Origin of the sequence: Kocuria sp. SM24M-10 (assembly GCF_001027955.1) — a bacterium.
In the GTDB taxonomy this organism is placed as follows: Bacteria; Actinomycetota; Actinomycetes; order Actinomycetales; family Micrococcaceae; genus Kocuria; species Kocuria oceani.
Genome location: NZ_LDNX01000128.1, coordinates 1 through 21,215, shown reverse-complemented (window position 1 = coordinate 21,215; position 21,215 = coordinate 1). Strand labels below are relative to the sequence as shown.

The 21,215-nt window shown below is 70.9% G+C and carries 29 protein-coding genes; 26 read left to right on the top strand and 3 right to left on the bottom strand.

The window, feature by feature from the left end:
- Window positions 1-66: 66 nt before the first annotated feature.
- The 25 genes from rpmC to glmM all read left to right on the top strand — a co-directional run bounded on the left by rpmC (window position 67) and on the right by glmM (window position 16,975).
- The gene (gene rpmC / locus ABL57_RS15205) at window positions 67-342 is read left to right on the top strand and encodes a 50S ribosomal protein L29 (RefSeq protein ID WP_047803928.1); all 276 of its coding nucleotides are present in this window, start codon (window positions 67-69) and stop codon (window positions 340-342) included.
- On the top strand, window positions 339-629 hold the full coding sequence (gene rpsQ / locus ABL57_RS15200) for a 30S ribosomal protein S17 (protein WP_047803929.1): 291 nt from the start codon (window positions 339-341) through the stop codon (window positions 627-629). The genes rpmC and rpsQ overlap by 4 nt, the downstream gene beginning before the upstream one ends.
- 359 nt (window positions 630-988) lie before the next feature.
- Window positions 989-1,357, top strand: coding sequence for a 50S ribosomal protein L14 (gene rplN, locus ABL57_RS15195; RefSeq protein WP_017833306.1), 369 nt, complete (start codon window positions 989-991; stop codon window positions 1,355-1,357).
- 2 nt (window positions 1,358-1,359) lie between these two features.
- On the top strand, window positions 1,360-1,704 hold the full coding sequence (gene rplX / locus ABL57_RS15190) for a 50S ribosomal protein L24 (protein ID WP_047804320.1): 345 nt from the start codon (window positions 1,360-1,362) through the stop codon (window positions 1,702-1,704).
- On the top strand, window positions 1,704-2,273 hold the full coding sequence (gene rplE / locus ABL57_RS15185; protein ID WP_047804319.1) for a 50S ribosomal protein L5: 570 nt from the start codon (window positions 1,704-1,706) through the stop codon (window positions 2,271-2,273). The genes rplX and rplE overlap by 1 nt, the downstream gene beginning before the upstream one ends.
- A 78-nt stretch (window positions 2,274-2,351) precedes the next feature.
- Window positions 2,352-2,750, top strand: a complete 399-nt coding sequence (rpsH, locus tag ABL57_RS15180) for a 30S ribosomal protein S8 (RefSeq protein WP_047804318.1) — start codon at window positions 2,352-2,354, stop codon at window positions 2,748-2,750.
- Window positions 2,751-2,773: 23 nt separating this feature from the next.
- Window positions 2,774-3,310: a 50S ribosomal protein L6 gene (rplF, locus tag ABL57_RS15175; protein ID WP_047804317.1), complete on the top strand. Its 537-nt coding sequence runs from the start codon at window positions 2,774-2,776 to the stop codon at window positions 3,308-3,310.
- Between the two features lie 2 nt (window positions 3,311-3,312).
- Window positions 3,313-3,684, top strand: a complete 372-nt coding sequence (rplR, locus tag ABL57_RS15170) for a 50S ribosomal protein L18 (protein WP_047804316.1) — start codon at window positions 3,313-3,315, stop codon at window positions 3,682-3,684.
- Entirely contained in the window at window positions 3,681-4,412 is a 732-nt protein-coding gene (rpsE, locus tag ABL57_RS15165) for a 30S ribosomal protein S5 (protein ID WP_047804315.1), read from the top strand. The genes rplR and rpsE overlap by 4 nt, the downstream gene beginning before the upstream one ends.
- Window positions 4,412-4,621 carry a 50S ribosomal protein L30 gene (gene rpmD / locus ABL57_RS15160; protein ID WP_047804314.1) on the top strand — a complete coding sequence of 70 codons (210 nt, stop codon included), beginning with the start codon at window positions 4,412-4,414 and terminating at the stop codon, window positions 4,619-4,621. Before rpsE ends, rpmD begins: the two co-directional genes overlap by 1 nt.
- Before the next feature lie 2 nt (window positions 4,622-4,623).
- Window positions 4,624-5,136 carry a 50S ribosomal protein L15 gene (gene rplO / locus ABL57_RS15155; protein ID WP_053005007.1) on the top strand — a complete coding sequence of 171 codons (513 nt, stop codon included), beginning with the start codon at window positions 4,624-4,626 and terminating at the stop codon, window positions 5,134-5,136.
- Between the two features lie 255 nt (window positions 5,137-5,391).
- Window positions 5,392-6,702 carry a preprotein translocase subunit SecY gene (gene secY, locus ABL57_RS15150; protein WP_047804313.1) on the top strand — a complete coding sequence of 437 codons (1,311 nt, stop codon included), beginning with the start codon at window positions 5,392-5,394 and terminating at the stop codon, window positions 6,700-6,702.
- Between the two features lie 73 nt (window positions 6,703-6,775).
- The gene (locus ABL57_RS15145) at window positions 6,776-7,339 is read left to right on the top strand and encodes an adenylate kinase (RefSeq protein WP_047804312.1); all 564 of its coding nucleotides are present in this window, start codon (window positions 6,776-6,778) and stop codon (window positions 7,337-7,339) included.
- A 117-nt stretch (window positions 7,340-7,456) separates the two neighbouring features.
- Window positions 7,457-8,293 (top strand): type I methionyl aminopeptidase, encoded by an 837-nt coding sequence (gene map, locus ABL57_RS15140; protein ID WP_047804311.1) that lies wholly within the window; start codon window positions 7,457-7,459, stop codon window positions 8,291-8,293.
- A gap of 38 nt (window positions 8,294-8,331) precedes the next feature.
- Window positions 8,332-9,519, top strand: a complete 1,188-nt coding sequence (rlmN, locus tag ABL57_RS15135; RefSeq protein ID WP_047804322.1) for a 23S rRNA (adenine(2503)-C(2))-methyltransferase RlmN — start codon at window positions 8,332-8,334, stop codon at window positions 9,517-9,519.
- A gap of 285 nt (window positions 9,520-9,804) precedes the next feature.
- A complete protein-coding gene (gene infA, locus ABL57_RS15130) occupies window positions 9,805-10,026 on the top strand; it encodes a translation initiation factor IF-1 (protein ID WP_017833319.1) in 222 nt (73 codons plus the stop codon).
- Window positions 10,027-10,080: 54 nt separating this feature from the next.
- Window positions 10,081-10,194: a 50S ribosomal protein L36 gene (gene rpmJ / locus ABL57_RS15125; protein WP_017833320.1), complete on the top strand. Its 114-nt coding sequence runs from the start codon at window positions 10,081-10,083 to the stop codon at window positions 10,192-10,194.
- A gap of 170 nt (window positions 10,195-10,364) precedes the next feature.
- Window positions 10,365-10,733, top strand: coding sequence for a 30S ribosomal protein S13 (rpsM, locus tag ABL57_RS15120; RefSeq protein WP_047804310.1), 369 nt, complete (start codon window positions 10,365-10,367; stop codon window positions 10,731-10,733).
- Window positions 10,734-10,827: 94 nt separating this feature from the next.
- Entirely contained in the window at window positions 10,828-11,232 is a 405-nt protein-coding gene (rpsK, locus tag ABL57_RS15115) for a 30S ribosomal protein S11 (RefSeq protein ID WP_047804309.1), read from the top strand.
- 139 nt (window positions 11,233-11,371) lie between these two features.
- Window positions 11,372-12,379 (top strand): DNA-directed RNA polymerase subunit alpha, encoded by a 1,008-nt coding sequence (locus ABL57_RS15110; RefSeq protein ID WP_047804308.1) that lies wholly within the window; start codon window positions 11,372-11,374, stop codon window positions 12,377-12,379.
- Window positions 12,380-12,446: 67 nt separating this feature from the next.
- Window positions 12,447-13,208, top strand: coding sequence for a 50S ribosomal protein L17 (rplQ, locus tag ABL57_RS15105; protein WP_047804307.1), 762 nt, complete (start codon window positions 12,447-12,449; stop codon window positions 13,206-13,208).
- A gap of 125 nt (window positions 13,209-13,333) precedes the next feature.
- Window positions 13,334-14,233, top strand: coding sequence for a tRNA pseudouridine(38-40) synthase TruA (gene truA / locus ABL57_RS15100; protein ID WP_047804306.1), 900 nt, complete (start codon window positions 13,334-13,336; stop codon window positions 14,231-14,233).
- A 261-nt stretch (window positions 14,234-14,494) separates the two neighbouring features.
- Entirely contained in the window at window positions 14,495-14,938 is a 444-nt protein-coding gene (gene rplM, locus ABL57_RS15095) for a 50S ribosomal protein L13 (protein WP_047804305.1), read from the top strand.
- A gap of 38 nt (window positions 14,939-14,976) precedes the next feature.
- Window positions 14,977-15,483, top strand: coding sequence for a 30S ribosomal protein S9 (rpsI, locus tag ABL57_RS15090; protein WP_047804304.1), 507 nt, complete (start codon window positions 14,977-14,979; stop codon window positions 15,481-15,483).
- A 136-nt stretch (window positions 15,484-15,619) separates the two neighbouring features.
- On the top strand, window positions 15,620-16,975 hold the full coding sequence (glmM, locus tag ABL57_RS15085; protein ID WP_047804303.1) for a phosphoglucosamine mutase: 1,356 nt from the start codon (window positions 15,620-15,622) through the stop codon (window positions 16,973-16,975).
- A gap of 71 nt (window positions 16,976-17,046) precedes the next feature.
- Here glmM and mscL read toward each other — a convergent pair whose 3' ends face one another.
- The 3 genes from mscL to coaA all read right to left on the bottom strand — a co-directional run bounded on the left by mscL (window position 17,047) and on the right by coaA (window position 19,418).
- Window positions 17,047-17,439, bottom strand: coding sequence for a large conductance mechanosensitive channel protein MscL (mscL, locus tag ABL57_RS15080; protein ID WP_047804302.1), 393 nt, complete (start codon window positions 17,437-17,439; stop codon window positions 17,047-17,049).
- A 132-nt stretch (window positions 17,440-17,571) separates the two neighbouring features.
- Window positions 17,572-18,414, bottom strand: a complete 843-nt coding sequence (locus ABL57_RS15075) for a M15 family metallopeptidase (protein ID WP_238986080.1) — start codon at window positions 18,412-18,414, stop codon at window positions 17,572-17,574.
- 47 nt (window positions 18,415-18,461) lie between these two features.
- Window positions 18,462-19,418 (bottom strand): type I pantothenate kinase, encoded by a 957-nt coding sequence (gene coaA, locus ABL57_RS15070; RefSeq protein ID WP_082157480.1) that lies wholly within the window; start codon window positions 19,416-19,418, stop codon window positions 18,462-18,464.
- Between the two features lie 174 nt (window positions 19,419-19,592).
- Between coaA and ABL57_RS15065 the strand changes: the two genes are divergently transcribed.
- Window positions 19,593-21,215 (top strand): PTS mannitol transporter subunit IICB (locus tag ABL57_RS15065; RefSeq protein ID WP_047804300.1); only part of this gene is annotated, 1,623 nt, incomplete at its 3' end.

Below are 21,215 nucleotides of genomic sequence, written 5' to 3'. Positions count from 1 at the left end.
TCACTTGGCGATCCACAAGCTCCCGATGAAGGCACGCATCGTGCGTCGCGAAGGTGGTGAATGAGAATGGCTGTTGGATCCAAGGATCTCAGCATCGAGAACCTCGCGGCCCTCGACAAGGACTCTCTGGGTGAGGCGCTGCGCAAGGCCAAGACGGAGCTGTTCAACCTCCGTTTCCAGTCCGCAACCGGTCAGCTCGAGAACAACGCCCGCCTGAAGGCGGTCAAGCGCGACATCGCCCGCATCTACACGGTGCTGCGCGAGCGCGAGCTCGGCATCCGGCCCCAGGCGGGCTCCGCCGAGACCACCGCCGAGACCACCTCCGAGGAGGACGCCAAGTGACCGAGCAGATCAACAACGGGGCCGAGCAGGCCCCCGAGCGCGGTGACCGCAAGAGCCGCCGCGGCTACGTGGTCTCCGACAAGATGGACAAGACCGTCGTCGTGCAGCTGCAGGACAACGTCAAGCACGCCCTGTACGGCAAGGTCATGCGCCGCTCGTCGAAGGTCAAGGCCCACGACGAGCAGAACGCCGCCGGCGTCGGCGACCTCGTGCTGATCGCCGAGACCCGGCCGCTGTCCGCCTCCAAGCGGTGGCGGATCGTGGAGATCATCGAGAAGGCGAAGTAGACCGGACCGGCTCCACCGAGCCGGCCACCGCGGCGACGGCCCGTCCCTCCGTGCGAGGGGCGGGCCGCCGCCGTTCCCCGGCGGCCCGGGCGCTGCGGCGTCTGTGCTAAGCTGGTGAGCTTGTATGGGCGTTTTTGTCTGCCCGTGCACCCCACAGCTCTTCGTGCCAGCGCATAATGACCGCGTGCAGGGCGCCTCCGCGCCGCCTGGTGGCGGGTTCAGATGCTCCTGGCATGGAGGGCTGGGCCCGGTCCGGCGTGCGACGCCGGGGGAGGGCACATCATCCGACAAGCTGTTCCGCAAGGCCCGCACCGTGCTCTCGATCGGTGTTGGAACCGGCGTGACGACAGGAGTAATCAGTGATTCAGCAGGAGTCGCGACTGAAGGTCGCCGACAACACGGGTGCGAAGGAAATCCTCACCATCCGTGTTCTCGGTGGATCCGGACGTCGCTACGCAGGCATCGGCGACATCATCGTCGCCACCGTCAAGGACGCGATCCCCGGCGGCAACGTGAAGAAGGGCGACGTCGTCAAGGCCGTCATCGTCCGCACCAAGAAGGAGCGCCGTCGTCCGGACGGTTCCTACATCAAGTTCGACGAGAACGCCGCAGTGATCCTGAAGAACGACGGGGACCCCCGTGGTACTCGCATCTTCGGCCCCGTGGGCCGAGAGCTGCGCGACAAGAAGTTCATGAAGATCATCTCGCTGGCCCCGGAGGTGCTCTGACCATGGCGAAGTTCAAGATCAAGACCGGCGACCTGGTGCAGGTCATCTCCGGCAGCAAGGACAACAAGGGCAAGCAGGGCAAGGTCCTGCGCGTGTTCCCCGAGACCTCCCGCGTGCTCGTCGAGGGCGTCAACGTGGTCACCCGCCACCGCAAGGCCTCCATGCAGGGCGAAGCCGGCGGCATCGAGAAGGTCGAGGCCCCGATCCACGTGTCCAACGTGGCCTTCGTGGACCCGGAGACCAACAAGCCGACCCGCATCGGCTACCGCACCGAGACCGTGGAGCGCGACGGACGCCAGAAGACCGTCCGTGTCCGCGTCTCCAAGAGCACCGGCAAGGATCTGTGATGAGCGAAACCACCGAGATCAGCGTGTCCCCGCGCTTCAAGGACAAGTACCGCGAGACCGTCGTCCCCGCGCTGCAGGAGCAGTTCGGCTACGGCAACGTCATGGAGATCCCGCGCGTCGTCAAGGTCGTCGTGAACATGGGCGTCGGTGACGCCGCCAAGGACTCGAAGCTGATCGACGGCGCGGTCCGCGACCTCACCGCGATCACCGGCCAGAAGCCGCTCGTGACCCGGGCGAAGAAGTCCATCGCGCAGTTCAAGCTGCGCGAGGGCATGCCGATCGGCGCGCACACCACGCTGCGCGGCGACCGCATGTGGGAGTTCCTCGACCGTCTCGTCACCCTGGCCCTGCCGCGCATCCGCGACTTCCGCGGTCTGTCCGACCGCCAGTTCGACGGCAACGGCAACTACACCTTCGGCCTGACCGAGCAGTCGATGTTCCACGAGATCGACCAGGACCGCATCGACCGCGTCCGCGGCATGGACATCACGGTGGTCACCACCGCGAAGACCGACGACGAGGGCCGCGCGCTGCTGAAGGCGCTCGGTTTCCCCTTCAAGACCAACTAATCTCGCTACGTTCCAGGTCTGCTCGCGCGCCCCACGGCGCCGGCGGAAACCGGGACGAGGAAGGGCACGTGCCCCCAAATGACAATGACAGATCCTGTCGCGGACATGCTGACGCGTCTGCGCAACGCCAACTCCGCCTACCACGACTCCGTGAGCATGCCGTACTCGAAGCTCAAGGCCCGGGTCGCGGACATCCTCAAGACCGAGGGCTACATCGCGGACTACAAGGAAGAGGCGGCCGAGGTCGGCAAGACCCTGACGCTGTCCCTGAAGTTCGGTCCCAACCGGGAGCGCTCCATCGCGGGCGTCCGTCGCATCTCCAAGCCGGGCCTGCGCGTCTACGCCAAGTCCACCAACCTCCCCAAGGTCCTGGGCGGCCTGGGCATCGCCATCCTGTCCACCTCCTCCGGGCTGCTGACCGACAAGCAGGCCGCGAAGAAGGGCGTGGGCGGCGAAGTCCTCGCGTACGTCTGGTAACCCGGAACAGAAAGGAAGAGAACATGTCACGTATCGGACGTCTCCCCATCTCTGTGCCGGCCGGTGTGGAGATCAAGATCGACGGCAACGTCGTCTCCGTCAAGGGCGCCAAGGGCGAGCTGCAGCACACCGTTGCCAGCCCGATCACCGTCGCGCTCGAGGACAGCACCCTCACCGTCACCCGCCCCAACGACGAGCGCGAGTCCCGTTCGCTGCACGGGCTCACCCGCACCCTGATCTCCAACATGATCCAGGGCGTCACCCAGGGCTACACCAAGGGCATCGAGATCGTCGGCACCGGTTACCGCGTGCAGGCCAAGGGCCAGGACCTCGAGTTCGCGCTCGGCTACAGCCACCCGATCACCTTCAAGGCCCCGGACGGCATCTCGTTCACCGTCGAGGGCGTCAACAAGCTCTCGGTCAACGGCATCGACAAGCAGCAGGTCGGCGAGGTCGCCGCGAAGATCCGCAAGCTGCGCGCCCCCGAGCCCTACAAGGGCAAGGGCGTGCGCTACGCCGGCGAGCAGATCCGCCGCAAGGCCGGAAAGGCTGGTAAGTAATCATGGCTCTGAAGATCAAGGGCAAGTCCAAGGGCGCCGCGCGCAGCCGCCGCCACGTCCGGGTGCGCAAGCACCTGGCCGGCACGGCCGCCCGCCCGCGCCTGGTCGTCAACCGCTCGGCCCGCCACGTGTTCGTCCAGGTCGTCGACGACACCAAGGGTGTCACCGTCGCCTCGGCGTCCACCATGGAGGCCGACCTGCGCGGTGCCGAGGCGGACAAGACCGCCAAGGCCAAGCGCGTCGGTGAGCTCGTGGCCGAGCGCGCCAAGGCCGCCGGTGTCGAGGCCGTCGTGTTCGACCGCGGCGGCAACAAGTACCACGGTCGCGTGGCGGCTGTCGCCGACGGCGCCCGCGAAGGAGGTCTGGCACTGTGAGCGAGCAGAACAACGAGAAGGAAACCCAGGTGACCGAAGCGAGCACTGCCTCCACGGAGGCGACCGGGGCCCAGCAGACCACCGAGGCCAACCGCTCCCAGGACTCCCGCGGCGACCGCGGGGGCCGTGGCGAGCGCGGCGGCCGCGGTGAGCGCGGGGGCCGCGGCGAGCGCGGCGGCCGCGGCGGCCGTGGCGGGCGCGAGGAGGAGAAGGACAAGTTCCTCGAGCGCGTCGTGACCATCAACCGCGTCTCCAAGGTCGTCAAGGGCGGTCGTCGCTTCAGCTTCACCGCCCTGGTTGTCGTCGGCGACGGCAACGGCATGGTCGGTGTCGGCTACGGCAAGGCCAAGGAGGTGCCGGCCGCGATCTCCAAGGGCGTCGAGGAGGCGAAGAAGAACTTCTTCCGCGTCCCGCGCATCGAGGACCGCACCATCCCGCACCGCGTGCAGGGCGAGGCCGCTGCCGGCGTCGTCATGCTCCGCCCGGCGACCCCCGGTACCGGTGTGATCGCCGGTGGCCCGGTCCGCGCCGTGCTCGAGTGCGCCGGCATCCACGACGTGCTGTCGAAGTCCCTCGGCTCGTCGAACCAGATCAACATCGTGCACGCAACGATCGAGGCGCTCCGTCAGCTCGAGGAGCCGGCGGCCGTCGCGGCCCGTCGTGGGCTGCCGATCGACGAGGTCGTCCCCGGTCCGCTGCTGCGCTCGATCCAGAAGGCAGGTGCCTGATGTCCGGCAAGCGTATCCAGCCCGACGGGGCGGAGCTGCGCATCACGCAGATCCGCTCGGTGGTCGGCCAGAAGCAGAACATGCGTGACACCCTGCGGTCCCTCGGCCTCAAGCGGCCGGGCAACGTCGTGGTCCGCAAGGCCGACGGCGTGACCGCGGGCATGGTCAACACCGTCGCCCACCTGGTCAAGGTCGAGGAGGCCAAGTAACCATGGCAGAGAACACTGCAGAGAACACTGCTGAGAACAGCACCCGGAGCACCGCTCCGGGCACCGAGAAGGTGCACGCCCTCAAGGTGCACCACCTGCGTCCGGCCCCGGGCGCGAAGACCGCCAAGACCCGCGTGGGTCGCGGTGAGGGCTCCAAGGGCAAGACCGCCGGCCGCGGCACCAAGGGCACCAGTGCCCGGTACCAGGTCAAGGCGGGCTTCGCGGGCGGTCAGCTGCCGCTGCACATGCGCCTGCCCAAGCTGCGCGGGTTCAAGAACCCGTTCCGCGTGGAGTACCAGGTCGTCAACCTCGACAAGCTCTCCGAGCTCTACCCGGAGGGCGGCGAGGTGACCGTGGAGTCGCTCGTGGCCCGCGGCGCGGTCCGGAAGAACCAGCCCGTCAAGGTGCTGGGCTCCGGCGACATCGCCGTCGCGGTCGACGTGAAGGCGCACGCCTTCTCCGGCTCCGCGGCCGAGAAGATCGCCGCCGCCGGCGGCAGCACCACCGCGCTGTGAGCGCGCGCCGTGGGCCCGGGCACGCCCGGGCCCACGGCACCGTCGGAGCAGGCCCCGTCCACGCGAGCGTGGGCGGGGCCTGACCCGTTGGCCGCCCCGCGGCCCGGCGCGCGCCGGGCCGCCCCGGGCGCGGCGGGTTCGTTAGACTGACCGGAGTCGTCCGTGCCCGCCCGCGCGCGGACCGCAGGACCGAGCTCCCGCCCCACCCCACCCCCGCGGCCGGACGCCGGTCGGACCCAGTTCCTAGGAGGACATGTGCTCAGCGCTTTCGGACGGGCGTTGCGAACCCCCGACCTGCGACGCAAGCTGGGGTTCACCCTCGCCCTCATCGTGCTCTACCGCCTGGGCACGTTCATCCCGGCGCCGGGCGTCGACTACGGCAACGTGCAGCAGTGCCTGGCCCTGGGCACCACCACCGGCGGGGTCTACGACATGGTGAACCTCTTCAGCGGCGGCGCCCTGCTGCAGCTGTCGGTCTTCGCCCTCGGCGTCATGCCCTACATCACCGCGAGCATCATCGTGCAGCTGCTGCGCGTGGTCATCCCGCGCTTCCAGGAGCTGCACGAGGAGGGCGCGCAGGGACAGACTCAGCTCACCCAGTACACTCGCTACCTCACGATCGGGCTGGCGCTGCTCAACGCCACCACGATCGTCTCCCTGGCCCGCTCGGGCGCCCTGCTGGGCGACTGCCCGCTGCCGATCATCCCCAACGACACGGTCCTGACGGTCGTCATCATGATCATCACGATGACCGCGGGCACCGCCATCATCATGTGGCTGGGGGAGCGGATCACGGAGAAGGGCGTGGGCAACGGCATGTCCCTGCTGATCTTCACCTCGATCGCCGCGACCTTCCCCTCCGCCCTCGGCGAGATCCTGCGCACCCGGGGCTGGGGCGTGTTCCTGTCGGTGCTGGCCGTGGGTCTCGTGGTGATCACCTGCGTGGTCTTCGTGGAGCAGTCCCAGCGCCGGGTGCGGGTGCAGTACGCCAAGCGGATGGTGGGCCGGCGCACGATCGGCGGCACCACCACCTACATCCCGCTCAAGGTCAACATGGCCGGCGTCATCCCCATCATCTTCGCGTCCTCGATGCTGATGCTGCCCGGCATGCTCTCCCAGTTCGGCATGCCGGACGACGGCTCCGACATCCCCGGCTGGGTCAACTGGATCAACACCTACCTCGTCACCGGGGACCACCCCGTGTACATGGTGCTGTACTTCCTGATGATCGTGTTCTTCACGTACTTCTACGTGTCGATCACGTTCAACCCGGAGGAGGTCTCCAACAACATGAAGCGCTACGGCGGCTTCATCCCCGGCATCCGGGCGGGCCGGCCCACGGAGAAGTACCTGCAGTACGTGCTGAGCCGGATCACCTTCCCCGGGGCCCTCTACCTGGGCATCGTGTCCATGATCCCGCTGGTGGCGCTCGTGCTGGTGGACGCCAACCAGAACTTCCCGTTCGGCGGGCCCTCCCTGCTGATCATGGTGGGCGTGGGGCTGGACACGGTGAAGCAGATCGAGGCGCAGCTGCAGCAGCGCAACTACGAGGGCCTGCTCCGCTGAGCCCGGCCCCGGTCCCCGGGGAGGGCGCCCGGTAGACTGGGGCCGCAGCCATTCCCGACCGCAAGGAGACTTCATGACCCGCATGCTCATCATCGGCCCCCCAGGTGCAGGCAAGGGCACCCAGGCGGTGCGCATCTCGGAGAAGCTGGGCGTGCCGGCCATCTCCACCGGTGACATCTTCCGGGCCAACATCAAGGGCCGGACGGCCCTGGGCCAGGAGGCCAAGAGCTACATCGACGCCGGCGACCTCGTCCCGGACTCGGTGACCAACCGGATGGTGCGCGACCGGCTGGCCGAGACGGACACCGCGGACGGCTTCCTGCTCGACGGCTACCCGCGCAACGCCGCGCAGGTGGAGGAGCTCGACGCGATCCTGGCCGAGCTGGACCAGGAGCTCGACGCCGTGCTCAAGCTGACCGCCGACCGCGACGAGCTCGTCCAGCGGCTCCTCGGCCGGGCGCAGAAGGAGGGTCGCACGGACGACACCGAGGACGTCATCCGGCACCGCCTCGACGTCTACGACGCGGAGACCGCCGCGGTCGTGGACCTCTACGACCGGCGCGGGATCGTCCGCGAGGTCGACGGGCTGGGCAGCGTCGAGGACGTCACCGCACGGATCCTGGCGGAGCTGTCCTGACCGGACGCCCCGCACCGCCGACTCCGTGACACCCCCGGACACCCCCGGGGGTCTCACGTTTAACCCACGACCGCCGCGAGCACCCGACCTCGGGCAGCGGCCCGGAAGGAACACCGCATGTTCGGCCGCCGCCGGATCGAGTACAAGACCAACGCCCAGCTGCGCACCATGCAGCGCGCCGGGGTGGTGACCTCGCGCGCCCTCGACGCCGCCGTGGCGGCCGCCGTGCCCGGGGTGACCACCGCCTCCCTCGACGCCGTGTTCCGCTCCGTGCTCGAGGAGCACAGCGCGAGCTCCAACTTCCTCGGCTACTACGGCTACCCGGCCGCGGTGTGCGTGTCCGTCAACGAGGTCGTGGTGCACGGCATCCCCGGCGAGCAGGTGCTGCAGGAGGGCGACATCCTCTCCGTGGACGGCGGGGCGATCGTCGACGGCTGGCACGGGGACTCGGCGCGCACCGTGCTGCTCGGCCGCCCGGACCCCGCCGACGCGGAGCTGTCCGAGGTCACCCGCCAGGCCATGTGGCGCGGGATCGCCGCCGTCGCCGGCGGCACGCACGTCGGCGACATCGGTGCGGCCGTGCAGGACCACGTCCGCCAGGTCTCCGGGCACCGGTTCGGGATCCTGGAGGAGTACGTGGGGCACGGGATCGGCTCCAAGATGCACATGGCCCCCGACGTCCTGAACTTCCGCAGCACCGACCGCGGGCCCCGGCTGCGCCCGGGGATGGCCCTCGCCATCGAGCCGATGCTCGTGCGCGGGGGGATCGGCACCCGCGTGCTCGACGACGACTGGACCGTGGTCACCACCGACGGGGCCCGCTCCAGCCAGTGGGAGCACTCCGTGGCCCTGCACGCCGACGGCATCTGGGTGCTCACGGCCGAGGACGGCGGCGCCTCGGAGCTCGAGCCGCTCGGCGTCACCCCCGTCCCGATCCCGGAGGACCGCCCGTGACCCGGCAGACCGACCCACGACCCCCCGAGGAGACCACCGTGACCCAGGCACCGCAGCAGAGCGGCCCGGCCGGCGGCCGGACCGCGACGCCCGTCGAGCTCACCGTCCGCCCGAAACCCGGCCAGCTGACCTTCACCGCGCCGCGCCGGGGCAAGCCGCCGAAGCACCTCGCCGACTTCGACCTCGCGGGCCGCCGCGAGTTCCTGACGCAGCTCGGGCACAAGCCCTTCCGCGCGGGGCAGCTCTCCCGGCACTACTTCGACCGGCTCGCCTCGGCCCCCGAGGACATGACCGACCTGCCCGCGGCCGGGCGGGAGGAGCTGGTGGCGCAGGCCCTGCCCACGCTGCTCACCTCCGTGCGCACGCTCGAGGCGGACCAGGGCGCCACGCTCAAGAGCGTGCACCGGCTCTTCGACGGGGCGATGGTGGAGTCGGTGCTGATGCGCTACACCAACCGGGTGACGATGTGCATCTCCTCGCAGGCCGGGTGCGGGATGAACTGCCCGTTCTGCGCCACCGGGCAGGCCGGGCTGACCCGCAACCTCTCGACCGCCGAGATGGTCGAGCAGGTGGTCCAGGGCGCGCGCCTGCTGCGCGGCGGCAAGGTGGGCCGGGCCGAGCAGGAGCCGCTGCGCGTCTCCAACATCGTGTTCATGGGGATGGGGGAGGCCCTGGCCAACTACAAGGCCACCCTGGGCGCCGTGCACCGGCTGATCGACCCCTCGCCCGAGGGCCTCGGCATCTCCGCGCGCGGGATCACCATGTCCACCGTCGGCCTGGTCCCCGGGATCCGGAAGTTCACCCGGGAGAAGCTGCCCGTGACGCTCGCCCTGTCCCTGCACGCCCCGGACGACGAGCTGCGCGACGACCTGATCCCGATCAACACCCGGTGGAAGGTGGACGAGGCCCTCGACGCCGCCCGCGAGTACTACGACGTCACCGGCCGGCGGGTGTCCATCGAGTACGCCCTGATCCGCGACATCAACGACCAGGGCTGGCGCGCCGACCTGCTGGGGGAGAAGCTCAACGCCCGGGGGGCCGGCTGGGTGCACGTGAACCCCATCCCGCTCAACCCGACCCCCGGTTCCAAGTGGACCGCGTCCCGGCCGGGCGTGGAGCAGAACTTCGTGGAGCGCCTGCGCGCCCACGGCATCCCCACGACCGTGCGGGACACCCGCGGCTCGGACATCGACGGCGCCTGCGGGCAGCTCGCCGCCGTGGTCTGAGTCGTGGTCCGAGCTGTGCCCTGAGCCGTGGCCCGGGCGTCGTCCCGGGCGGCGCGGCCCCGGGGGTGCCTCCCGCGTTGCGGGCGGCACCCCCGATCACGTAGAGTGTTCTGTTGGTTGTCTGTGCTCCAGCGATTCCGCACTCATCGGACCCCGCCGACCCTCACCGTGCACCACGAACGGTGATGGTGCGCGCGTACAGGTCCGCTGCGGCGTTTAACGACGATGTACACCCGAAACCCTGCCCGCCGCCCCGGCGGGGGGCACCTGAAGTTAGCGGAGGATATGGCCAAGAAAGACGGAGTCATCGAGATCGAAGGCACTGTGGTCGAGGCTCTGCCCAACGCGATGTTCCGCGTTGAGCTGAACAACGGTCACCTGGTCCTCGCCCACATCTCCGGCAAGATGCGCCAGCACTACATCCGGATCCTCCCCGAGGACCGCGTGGTGGTGGAGCTGAGCCCGTACGACCTCACCCGCGGTCGTATCGTCTACCGCTACAAGTAGGACCGGCGGCCGTCCGGGCCGCACCCACTCGAGAGAACGACGCGAAGGAATGCGATGAAGGTCCAACCGAGCGTGAAGCCGATCTGCGACAAGTGCAAGGTGATCCGCCGCAACGGGCGGGTCATGGTGATCTGCGAGAACCCGCGCCACAAACAGCGTCAGGGCTGACCAGCCCCGACCACCCACGCAAGTGGAACCACGAAAGGCACCGCTCCCGACCGGAGAGATCCAGGCGGGCGCCCCCGGTACAGAGGCCGGGGACCGGCGGACGGACATGACGTCACCGACCGGACAGCGATGCTCCAGACCTCTGGAACAGCACAAGGAGAACCGCCGATATGGCTCGTCTCGCAGGCGTCGACCTTCCCCGTGAGAAGCGGCTGGAAGTCGCGCTCACCTACATCTACGGCGTGGGCCGCACCCGCGCGCTGGCAACCCTGGGCGCCACCGGCATCTCGGGCGACCTGCGCGTGCGCGAGCTCACCGATGCCCAGCTCGTGAAGCTGCGCGACTACATCGAGGACAACTACAAGGTTGAGGGTGACCTCCGCCGCGAGGTGGCCGCCGACATCCGCCGCAAGGTCGAGATCGGCAGCTACCAGGGCATCCGGCACCGCCGCGGCCTGCCGGTGCACGGCCAGCGCACCAAGACCAACGCCCGCACCCGCAAGGGTCCCAAGCGCACGGTCGCCGGCAAGAAGAAGTAGCCGGCTGCCGCTCGCACGCCGGGACCCCACGGTCCCCCGAGCGGCCCACCACCACTCTTCACCGCCCTTCCTGAAAACTTTGTAGGAGACATCCATGCCCCCGAAGACTCGCGCAGCGGCTGCCCGCAAGCCCCGCCGCAAGGACAAGAAGAACGTCACCCAGGGCCAGGCCCACATCAAGTCGACGTTCAACAACACCATCGTCACCATCACTGACCCCACCGGCGCCGTCCTCTCCTGGTCCTCCGCCGGGGAGATGGGGTTCAAGGGCTCGCGCAAGTCCACCCCGTTCGCCGCCCAGATGGCCGCCGAGGCCGCCGCCAAGCGCGCGCAGGAGCACGGCGTGCGCAAGGTCGACGTGTTCGTCAAGGGCCCGGGCTCCGGGCGCGAGACCGCCATCCGCTCCCTGCAGGCCACCGGCCTCGAGGTCGGCTCCATCTCGGACGTCACCCCGAGCGCGCACAACGGTTGCCGCCCGCCGAAGCGCCGCCGCGTCTGATGCGAGCGTGCCCATCGGGACCCCGCCGGGGTCCCGATGGGCACGCCGACTGAAGGACCGGGCACCGGTCCGCACCCATCAACTGTTTTCCACCATTTGCGCGCGTCATATAGCGGATGCCCGCTGAAAGGAAACATCAGTGCTCATCGCACAGCGCCCCACCCTCTCCGAAGAGGTCGTGGCCGACAACCGGTCCCGCTTCGTGATCGAACCGCTCGAGCCCGGCTTCGGCTACACCCTCGGCAACTCCCTCCGCCGCACGCTGCTCTCCTCCATCCCCGGTGCTGCCGTGACCAGCATCCGGCTCGACGGGGTGCTCCACGAGTTCTCCACCGTGGAGGGCGTGAAGGAGGACGTCACCGAGATCATCCTCAACGTCAAGAAGCTCGCCGTGTCCTCGGAGCAGGACGAGCCCGTCGTCGCCTACCTGCGCAAGCAGGGCCCGGGCGTCGTGACCGCCGCGGACATCACGGCCCCGGCCGGCGTGGAGATCCACAACCCGGACCTGCACATCGCCACGCTCAACGCGAAGGGCCAGCTCGAGCTCGAGCTGACCATCGAGCGCGGCCGCGGCTACGTCTCGGCCGCCCAGAACAAGGCGGGCGACGCGGAGATCGGCCGCATCCCGGTCGACTCCATCTACTCGCCGGTGCTCAAGGTGACCTTCCGCGTGGAGGCCACCCGCGTGGAGCAGCGCACCGACTTCGACAAGCTGGTGCTGGACGTGGAGACCAAGGAGGCCATCACCCCGCGTGACGCCGTGGCCTCCGCCGGCACCACCCTGGTCGAGCTGTTCGGCCTGGCCCGCGAGCTCAACACGGCCGCCGAGGGCATCGAGATCGGCCCCTCGCCGACCGACGCCGCGATGGCCGCCGACATGGCGCTGCCCATCGAGGACCTCGAGCTCACCGTGCGGTCCTACAACTGCCTCAAGCGCGAGGGCATCCACACCGTGGGTGAGCTCGTGGGCCGCTCCGAGGCGGACCTGATGGACATCCGCAACTTCGGCGCCAAGTCGATCGACGAGGTGAAGGCCAAGCTCGTCGACCTCGGCCTGTCCCTCAAGGACTCGCCCCCCGGCTTCGACCTCGCCGCTCGCGCCGCCGCGATCGACGACGAGAACCCGTTCGACGACGACGACCACTAGTCCTTCCCGCTGAGGTCCCACCGGCCGCCCGGCCCGGGCGGGACGAACTTCCAGGAGATCAACAACCATGCCTACTCCCACCAAGGGACCCCGCCTCGGAGGCGGCCCCGCCCACGAGCGCCTGATGCTGGCGAACCTGTCCCAGCAGCTGTTCGAGCACAAGCGCATCACCACCACCGTCACCAAGGCGAAGCGGATGCGTCCCTACGCCGAGCGGCTGATCACCTTCGCCAAGCGCGGTGACCTGGCCGCCCGCCGGCGCGTGCTCGCGCAGCTGACCGACAAGTCCGTGGTGCACGAGCTGTTCACCACCATCGCCTCGGCGATGGAGGACCGCAACGGCGGCTACACCCGCATCACCAAGATCGGCAACCGCAAGGGCGACAACGCCCCCATGGCCGTCATCGAGCTCGTGATGGAGCCCGTCGCGACCAAGGCCACCGTGGCCGAGGCCGAGCGCGCCACCGCGAAGGCCGCCCCGGCGCCCGCCGCCCCGGTCGACACCCCGGCCGACAGCACCGCCGCCGAGGTCGCCGCCGAGGAGATCCCCGCCGAGGAGCAGGCCCCCGAGGTCGGCTCCGAGCAGGCCGCGGAGGTCGCCGCCGAGAACACCGAGGCGGAGTTCCCCGGCTCGCACGCCCCGCTGGAGTCCGGCGAGGCCCCCGAGGGCTTCGAGATCAAGGGCAACCGGAACTCGATGAAGTACCACGTGCCCGGTTCGCGCTGGTACGCGGGCACCACCGCCGAGATCTGGTTCGACTCCCCGGCCAACGCCGAGGCCGCCGGCTTCCAGCCGGCCGGCGGGTCCGCCGCGCAGAAGCTGCGCTGAGCGGGTCCGTCCGGACGAACACCGCGCACGCCGCCGGGGACCTGGTCCCCGGCGGCGTTGCCGTGCCCGGCCCCGCACGCCCGGGCGCGAGCCCTGCCGCCGCCCCCTGATCGAGAGGAACGCCCATGACCGAGTCCCCCGTGCGGGTGCGGATCGACCTGGCCTACGACGGAGCGCCCTTCGCCGGGTGGGCCCGCCAGCCGGGGCTGCCCACCGTCCAGGGCTCCCTCGAGGACGCCCTGGCCGTGCTGGTGCGCCGGGAGGTGCGGGTCGTGGTGGCGGGCCGGACCGACACCGGTGTCCACGCCCGCGGACAGGTGGTGCACCTGGACCTCACCCCGGAGGAGTGGCACGGTCTCGCCCGCGGCCGCGGGGAGGACCCCGGGGCCGCGCTCGAGCGCCGGCTCACCGGTGCGCTCGGCCACGTGCTGGGGCGCGGCCGCCGCGAGGGCGGCCTGCCGGAGAGCCCGGGGGCGGTCGTGGTGCGCCGCGCCGCGGCCGCGCCGGCGGGCTTCGACGCCCGGTTCTCGGCCGTCTCGCGCCGCTACAGCTACCGGATCGACGACGGCGCGGCGGGCCACGACCCGCTGACCCGCCACCTGACCTGGTGGACCAAGGACGAGCTGGACGCCGGCGTGATGGCCGCCGCCGTGCAGGAGCTGCTCGGGCTGCACGACTTCCTCTCCTTCTGCCGGCCGCGGGAGGGCGCCACCACGGTGCGGGAGGTCCTCGCCGTGTCCGTCGAGCGGGACCGGGACGGCCTGGTGGTGCTCGGCATCGAGGCGGACGCGTTCTGCCACCACATGGTCCGCTCCGTCGTCGGCGCCGCGGCCCGCGTGGGCGCCGGGCGCGAGGGCCGGGACTGGCTGGGCCGCCGCCTGGCGGACCGGGTGCGCGACGCGCGGGTGCTGCTGGCGCCCCCGCACGCCCTCGTCCTCGAGGAGGTGCGCTACCCGGGCGACGCCGGACTGGGGGAGCGGGCCGAGCGCACCCGCGCCCTCCGGGACCCCCTGCACCGGGATTGACCGCCGCACCGTCCGGGTGTATGCCGCGGAGTGGTCTTTGCCCGTCCGATCCGGTAACGTGGGGTGCTGTTGTGCGTGTCCCGCCTCGGTTCACGTGTACCCGGATCCGCCGTCCAGTTGCAGGACGCATGGCGCTCCGGTGCACCGGGGTCTCGGGCACCGGATGCAGCTCGGCCCTCACCCGAGCCCCGGACGGCACACCGAGAAACGGCGTGATCCCAACTAGCGCCACCGAGAGAACCCGAACGAAGGCAAACTAACGTGCGTACGTACACCCCGAAGCCCGGTGACATTCAGCGCCAGTGGCACGTCATCGATGCCACCGACGTCGTCCTGGGTCGTCTTGCCAGCCAGACCGCAACGCTGCTGCGCGGAAAGCACAAGCCGACCTTTGCTCCCCACGTGGACGCCGGTGATTTCGTCATCATCATCAACGCCGAGAAGGTCGCCCTGACCGGCTCCAAGCTCGAGAAGAAGCGGGCCTACCGCCACTCCGGCTACCCGGGCGGACTCAAGTCCACCTCCTACGCGGAGCTGCTGGAGAAGAACCCGGTCCGCGCCGTGGAGAAGGCCATCCGTGGCATGCTCCCGAAGAACAAGCTGGCCGCCCAGCAGATGTTCAAGCTCAAGGTCTACGCCGGCCCGGAGCACCCCCACGGTGCCCAGCAGCCCCAGGCCTTCGAGTTCACCCAGGTCGCCCAGTAGTTCCGGGCCTACGAGACAAGAACTGATCGAGGAGAATCGTGGCTCAGAACACTGAAGAGCAGAACACCGTGGACGTCGAGGAGCAGCTGAGCAGCTACACCTCCGAGTCGGCCCCCGCCGCGGAGACCGCCGTCGCCGCCGAGCGCCCCGCCCTGACCGTCTCCGGCCAGGCCGTGGGCCGCCGCAAGGAGGCCGTCGCCCGCGTGCGCGTCGTCCCCGGCTCCGGCCAGTGGACCATCAACGGCCGCACCCTGGAGAACTACTTCCCGAACAAGCTGCACCAGCAGGAGGTCAACGACCCCTTCCGGCTGCTGGAGCTCGAGGGCGCCTACGACGTCATCGCCCGCATCCACGGCGGTGGCCCCTCCGGCCAGGCCGGCGCGCTGCGCCACGGCGTGGCCCGTGCCCTGAACGAGATCGACGTGGAGAACAACCGGCCCACGCTCAAGAAGGCCGGCTTCCTCACCCGTGACCCGCGCGTCATCGAGCGCAAGAAGGCCGGTCTCAAGAAGGCCCGCAAGGCCCCGCAGTACTCCAAGCGCTGATCGACGGGCCGCCCGGCCCGCTCGCCCAGCCCCACGGACCCCGTCCGCCCCGGTGCCCACCGGACGCGGACGGGGTCCGTGCGTTCGTGCGCCGCCTCACGCATCCCGCGGCGAGGGGAACGTAGGATGGGGGGCGATGTCTAGATTATTCGGAACGGACGGCGTGCGCGGACTCGCGAACGACCTCCTCACAGCCAACATGACCCTGGACCTGGCCCAGGCCGCCGCCATCGTGCTGGGCCACGGCCACGCCCCCTCGGGGCGGCGCCCCACCGCGGTCGTCGCCCGGGACGGGCGCGCCAGCGGCGAGTTCCTCAGCGCCGCCGTCTCCGCCGGCCTCGCCGGGTCGGGGGTGGACGTGCACGACGCCGGAGTGCTGCCGACCCCCGCGCTGGCCTACCTGGTCGCGGACCTGGGCGCCGACTTCGGGGTGATGATCTCCGCCTCGCACAACCCGGCCCCGGACAACGGGATCAAGTTCCTCGCCCACGGCGGGCGCAAGCTGCCCGACCGCGTGGAGGACGAGATCCAGGCGGTCTTCGAGGCCGGTGACTTCCGCCGCCCCACGGGCGCCGGGGTGGGACGCATCCACCTGCTCACGGACGCGGAGGACCGCTACGTCCTGCACCTGGTCGGGGCGATCCCGCACCGGCTGGAGGGCCTCAGCGTGGTCCTGGACTGCGCCAACGGCGCGGCCAGCGGCGTCTCCCCGGACGCGTTCCGCGGCGCGGGCGCCGAGGTGCACGTCATCGGCGCGGAGCCCGACGGCCTGAACATCAACGACGGCTGCGGCTCGACCCACCTGGAGCCTCTCCGCCGGGCCGTCGTGGAGCTCGGCGCCGATCTCGGGATCGCCCACGACGGCGACGCGGACCGCTGCCTCGCCGTGGACGCCTCCGGCCGGGAGGTGGACGGCGACCAGATCATGGCGATCCTCGCCCTGGCCATGAAGGACGCCGGCCGGCTCGTCGGCGACACCCTGGTGGCGACCGTGATGAGCAATCTCGGGCTCAAGCTCGCCCTGCGGGAGGCGGGCATCGAGCTGCGCGAGACCGCGGTGGGGGACCGCTACGTCCTCGAGACCATGACCGAGCACGGCTACAACCTGGGCGGGGAGCAGTCCGGCCACGTGATCATGTCCGACTTCGCCACCACGGGGGACGGCCTGCTGACCGGGCTGATGCTGGCCTCGCGCGTGGCCCAGACCCGGGCGCCGCTCGCGGAGCTGGCCACGGTGATGACCCGACTGCCGCAGGTGCTGCTGAACGTGCGCGGCGTGGACCGCGCCGCGGTGGGCTCCAACCCCGGGGTGCAGGCGGCCGTCGCGGAGGTCGAGCAGCGCCTCGGCGAGACGGGCCGGGTGCTGCTGCGCCCGTCGGGAACGGAGCCCGTGGTCCGGGTGATGGTCGAGGCGGCCTCCGAGGAGGCCGCCCGGGCGGAGACGGAGTACCTCGCCTCGGTGGTGGAGCGGGAGCTGGCCCTCACGGTCTGAGCCGCCGCCGCGGACGCCGGAGGCCCGCACCGAGAACTCGGTGCGGGCCTCCGGCGTCCCCGTGCCCGTGGTCAGGCGCGCCGGCGCAGCTCGTCACGGATCTCGGTGAGCAGCTGCACCTGGGCGTCGGCCTCCTCCACGTCCGGGTCGATGCCGAGGCGCCGGTTGCGGGCCTCGAGCATCCTGTTCATGGGCAGGACGACGGCGACGTAGACCGCGGCGGCCACGAGCAGGAAGTTGACGAGCGCGGTGAGCAGCACCCCGAACCGGATGTCGTTGCCGTTGAGGGAGACCACGGCGAACGAGTCGAAATTGGGTGAGCCGACCAGCGCGGAGATCCCCGGCATGAGCACCGCCTCGACCATGGCGTTGACGACCTGGGCGAAGGCCGCGCCGACGATCACGGCCACGGCCAGGTCCAGCACGCTGCCCTTCATGATGAAGTCCTTGAATCCCTTGAGCATTCCCGCAGACTACCCGCCGGCGGCCCGCACGGCGTCACCTCCTGAGCGGCGCCTCCCCGGTGCCGCCTCCCCAATGCACCTGTCCCGCCGCCGCGCCCTCCGGTGCGACGCCCCGGAGGGCGCGGCGGCGGATCAGCCCGCGGCGCCCGTCCCGTAGTCCGGGGCCGGGGACAGCCCGGCGAACTCCTCCAGGGTGGCGGCGCCCGAGCGCACGAGCTCCTGCGCCGGCCCGGGCCCGAGATAGCGCAGGTGCCACGGCTCGTACCAGTAGCCGGTGACGGCCTCCTCGCCCCACGGGTAGCGGACGACGAAGCCGTGCTCGGGCCCGTGCTCGGCCACCCACGCGGCGGCGGCCGTGTCGGCGAAGCACACCTGCAGGTCGCAGCCGCCGCCCTCGCCGACGTCCAGGGCCAGACCGGTCTGGTGCTCCGAGTGCCCTGGCCGGGCCGAGACGTCGTCCGCGGCGGCCTGGCCCTTGCGCGCCACCCAGCCGGCGTACGTCTCCTGCTGCTGCGCCCAGGAGCGGTAGCCGGAGACGATCCGCAGCGGCACCCCGTCCGCCCGCGCCTCCGCGAGCATCCCGCGGGCGGCCGCGGCCGCCTCGGGCCGCAGCCGGTGGCCCTCGACGTCCTCGAGGACCGGCGGCGCCCAGTCCGGCGGGACGAGGGGCCGGCGCTTGTTGACCACGACGGACAGGGAGGCGGGGTCGTCCAGCTCCGGCGGCCGGGGCCGCTCGGCCGGGGCCGTGGGGGACCCGGCGTCGGAGGGCGGGCCCGCCGGCGCGCCGGTGCCGGACCCCTCGGTGCCGGACCCCTCGGTGCCGGACCCCTCGGTGCCGGACGGCCCGGGGGCCGACGCCGCCGGGGGAGCGCTCCCCGGCGGGGAGTCCTCGCGGCCGGCGGACGGCCCGGCGCCCGGAGCGCATCCGCCGAGCAGCCCGGCCACGAGCAGCCCCGTGCCGATCGGTCCGGTCACGCGGGCCGCCGGGCCGGGCCCCGGCACGGCACGTCGGAGGGCGCGCATCAGTTCTTGCGCAGCAGCACGCGGCGGATCGAGTGGTCCGAGTCCTTGGAGAGGATCAGCCGGGCGCGTCCCCGGGTCGGCTGCACGTTCTCGATGAGGTTCGGCTCGTTGATCCGCCGCCAGATCCCGGTGGCGGTCGCGACCGCCTCGGCGTCGGAGAGGTCGGCGTAGCGGTGGAAGTACGAGCCGGGATCGGCGAAGGCGGAGTAGCGCAGCGCCTGGAACCGCTCCACGTACCACCGTTCGATGTCCGACGGCCGGGCGTCCACGTAGATGGAGAAGTCGAAGAAGTCGCTGAGCGCGAGGGCGGCCCGGTCCCCGGGGCCCACCTTGGCCGGCGCGAGCACGTTGAGCCCCTCGATGATCACGACGTCGGGACGGGTGACCACGACCTCCTCGCCGGGCACGATGTCGTAGCTGTGGTGCGAGTACTTCGGGGCCCGCACCTCGGGGGCGCCGGACTTGATCTTGGCGACGAAGCGGAGCAGGGCCCGGCGGTCGTAGGACTCCGGGAAGCCCTTGCGGTCCATGAGCCCGCGGCGCTGGAGCTCGGCGTTGGGGTGGAGGAACCCGTCCGTGGTGATCAGCTGGACGTTCGGGGTGGAGGGCCAGCGGGACATCAGCTCCCGCAGCAGGCGGGCGGTGGTGGACTTGCCGGCCGCCACGGACCCGGCGATGCCGATCACGAAGGGCGTGCGGGCGTGCTCCTCGCCCAGGAAGGCGTTGGTGGAGGCGTTGAGCCGGTTGGACGACTCGTCGTAGAGGGTGAGCAGCCGCGAGAGCGGGAGGTACACCTCGCGGACCTCCGCGACGTCGAGCCGGTCGCCGAGGCCGCGCAGGCTCTCGATCTCCTGAGAGGTGAGGGGAACGTCGATCTCGTGGGAGAGCCTCGACCAGGTCTGCCGGTCGAGCTCCACGAAGGGCGAGGTGCGTTCGCTCAGCGTAGATGCGGTCATCGAGCACAGTCTAGACCGCGCCGTGTCACGGCCCCGCGCATCGCAGACAGCGCCGGTACCCGGGTGTAGATTTGTGCACGTTCCGGCCGTCGACGTCCGACGGGCCGTGACACCGCAGGGCGCGTGCGATCCGACGGAGGGAGCACGGCCTCTCTCGAGAGCGAGGACAGCACCATGGCCACGGCGACGACCACGGACACCACATCATCGACGGGCGGCCGGTCAGGCGCGGCCCGCGCGCACGTACAGCGCTTCGGCACGTTCCTCTCGGGGATGATCATGCCCAACATCGGGGCGTTCATCGCCTGGGGGCTGATCACCGCGTTCTTCATCGAGGCCGGGTTCACCCCCTTCGGCCCGCTGGGCGGATTCGGGCAGAACGCGGAGGGTGAGCCGTACACGGGCCTGGTGGGCCCGATGATCACCTACCTGCTGCCGCTGCTGATCGCCTACACCGGCGGGCGGATGGTCTACGACGTGCGCGGCGGCGTGGTCGGGGCGATCGCCACGATGGGGGTGATCGTGGGCACCGACATCCCGATGTTCATCGGGGCGATGCTGATGGGCCCGCTCACCGCGTGGCTGATGAAGAAGATCGACGCGATCTGGGACGGCAAGATCAAGCCCGGGTTCGAGATGCTGGTGAACAACTTCTCGGCCGGCATCTTCGCGGCGCTGATGGCGATCGTGGGGTTCTTCGTGGTCGGCCCGGCGGTGCTGGCCTTCTCCACCGCGGCCGCGGCGGCGGTGGACTTCCTGGTGACCCGCGGTCTGCTGCCGCTGACCTCGATCCTGATCGAGCCGGCCAAGGTGCTGTTCCTCAACAACGCGATCAACCACGGCATCCTCACCCCGCTGGGCACCGCCCAGGCGCTGGAACAGGGCAAGTCGATCCTGTTCCTGCTCGAGGCCAACCCGGGCCCGGGGCTGGGCATCCTGCTGGCCTACATGTTCTTCGGCCGCGGCGCGGCCCGGGCCTCGGCCCCCGGGGCGGCGCTGATCCACTTCGTGGGCGGGATCCACGAGATCTACTTCCCCTACGTGCTGATGAAGCCGGCCCTCATCCTGGCCGCCATCGCCGGGGGCATGACCGGGATCTTCACCCTGACCATCTTCGACGCCGGACTGCGCGCCCCGGCCGCCCCGGGCTCGATCATCGCGGTGCTGGCCCAGACCGCCTCGGACTCCTACGTGGGGGTGATCCTGGCGGTGACCGCGGCCACCGTGGTGTCCTTCCTGGTGGCCTCGGTGATCCTCAAGGCCTCCCGGGACAAGGGCGAGGGCGACCTCACCGAGGCCACCTCCCGGATGGAGGCGATGAAGGGCCGGAAGGCCACCGTCTCCTCCGCGACGGTCGGCACCAGCGGCGGCGCGGACACCGGCGGGACCGCCGCCCGGGAGCTGGCCGAAGGCGGGCCCGTGCACCACATCGTCTTCGCCTGCGACGCCGGGATGGGCTCCTCCGCGATGGGCGCCTCGGTGCTGCGCAACAAGGTCAAGGCCGCCGGCTTCGGGGACGTCAAGGTCACCAACGCCGCCATCGCCAACCTCACCGACGAATTCGACATCGTGGTCACCCACCAGGACCTGGCCACCCGCGCCCGGCCCAAGGTGCCCAGCGCCGCGGTGGTGACCGTGGACAACTTCATGGGCAGCCCCCGCTACGACGAGATCGTCGAGGCCGTCCAGCAGCGCAACGGCGCGACCGTGCCCGCCGGCGCCGCCCCGGCGCAGGACACCGTCCCGGACGGGGCGGCGGCCGGCACGGCATCGGCCACCTCGGGCGGCGCCGCTGCC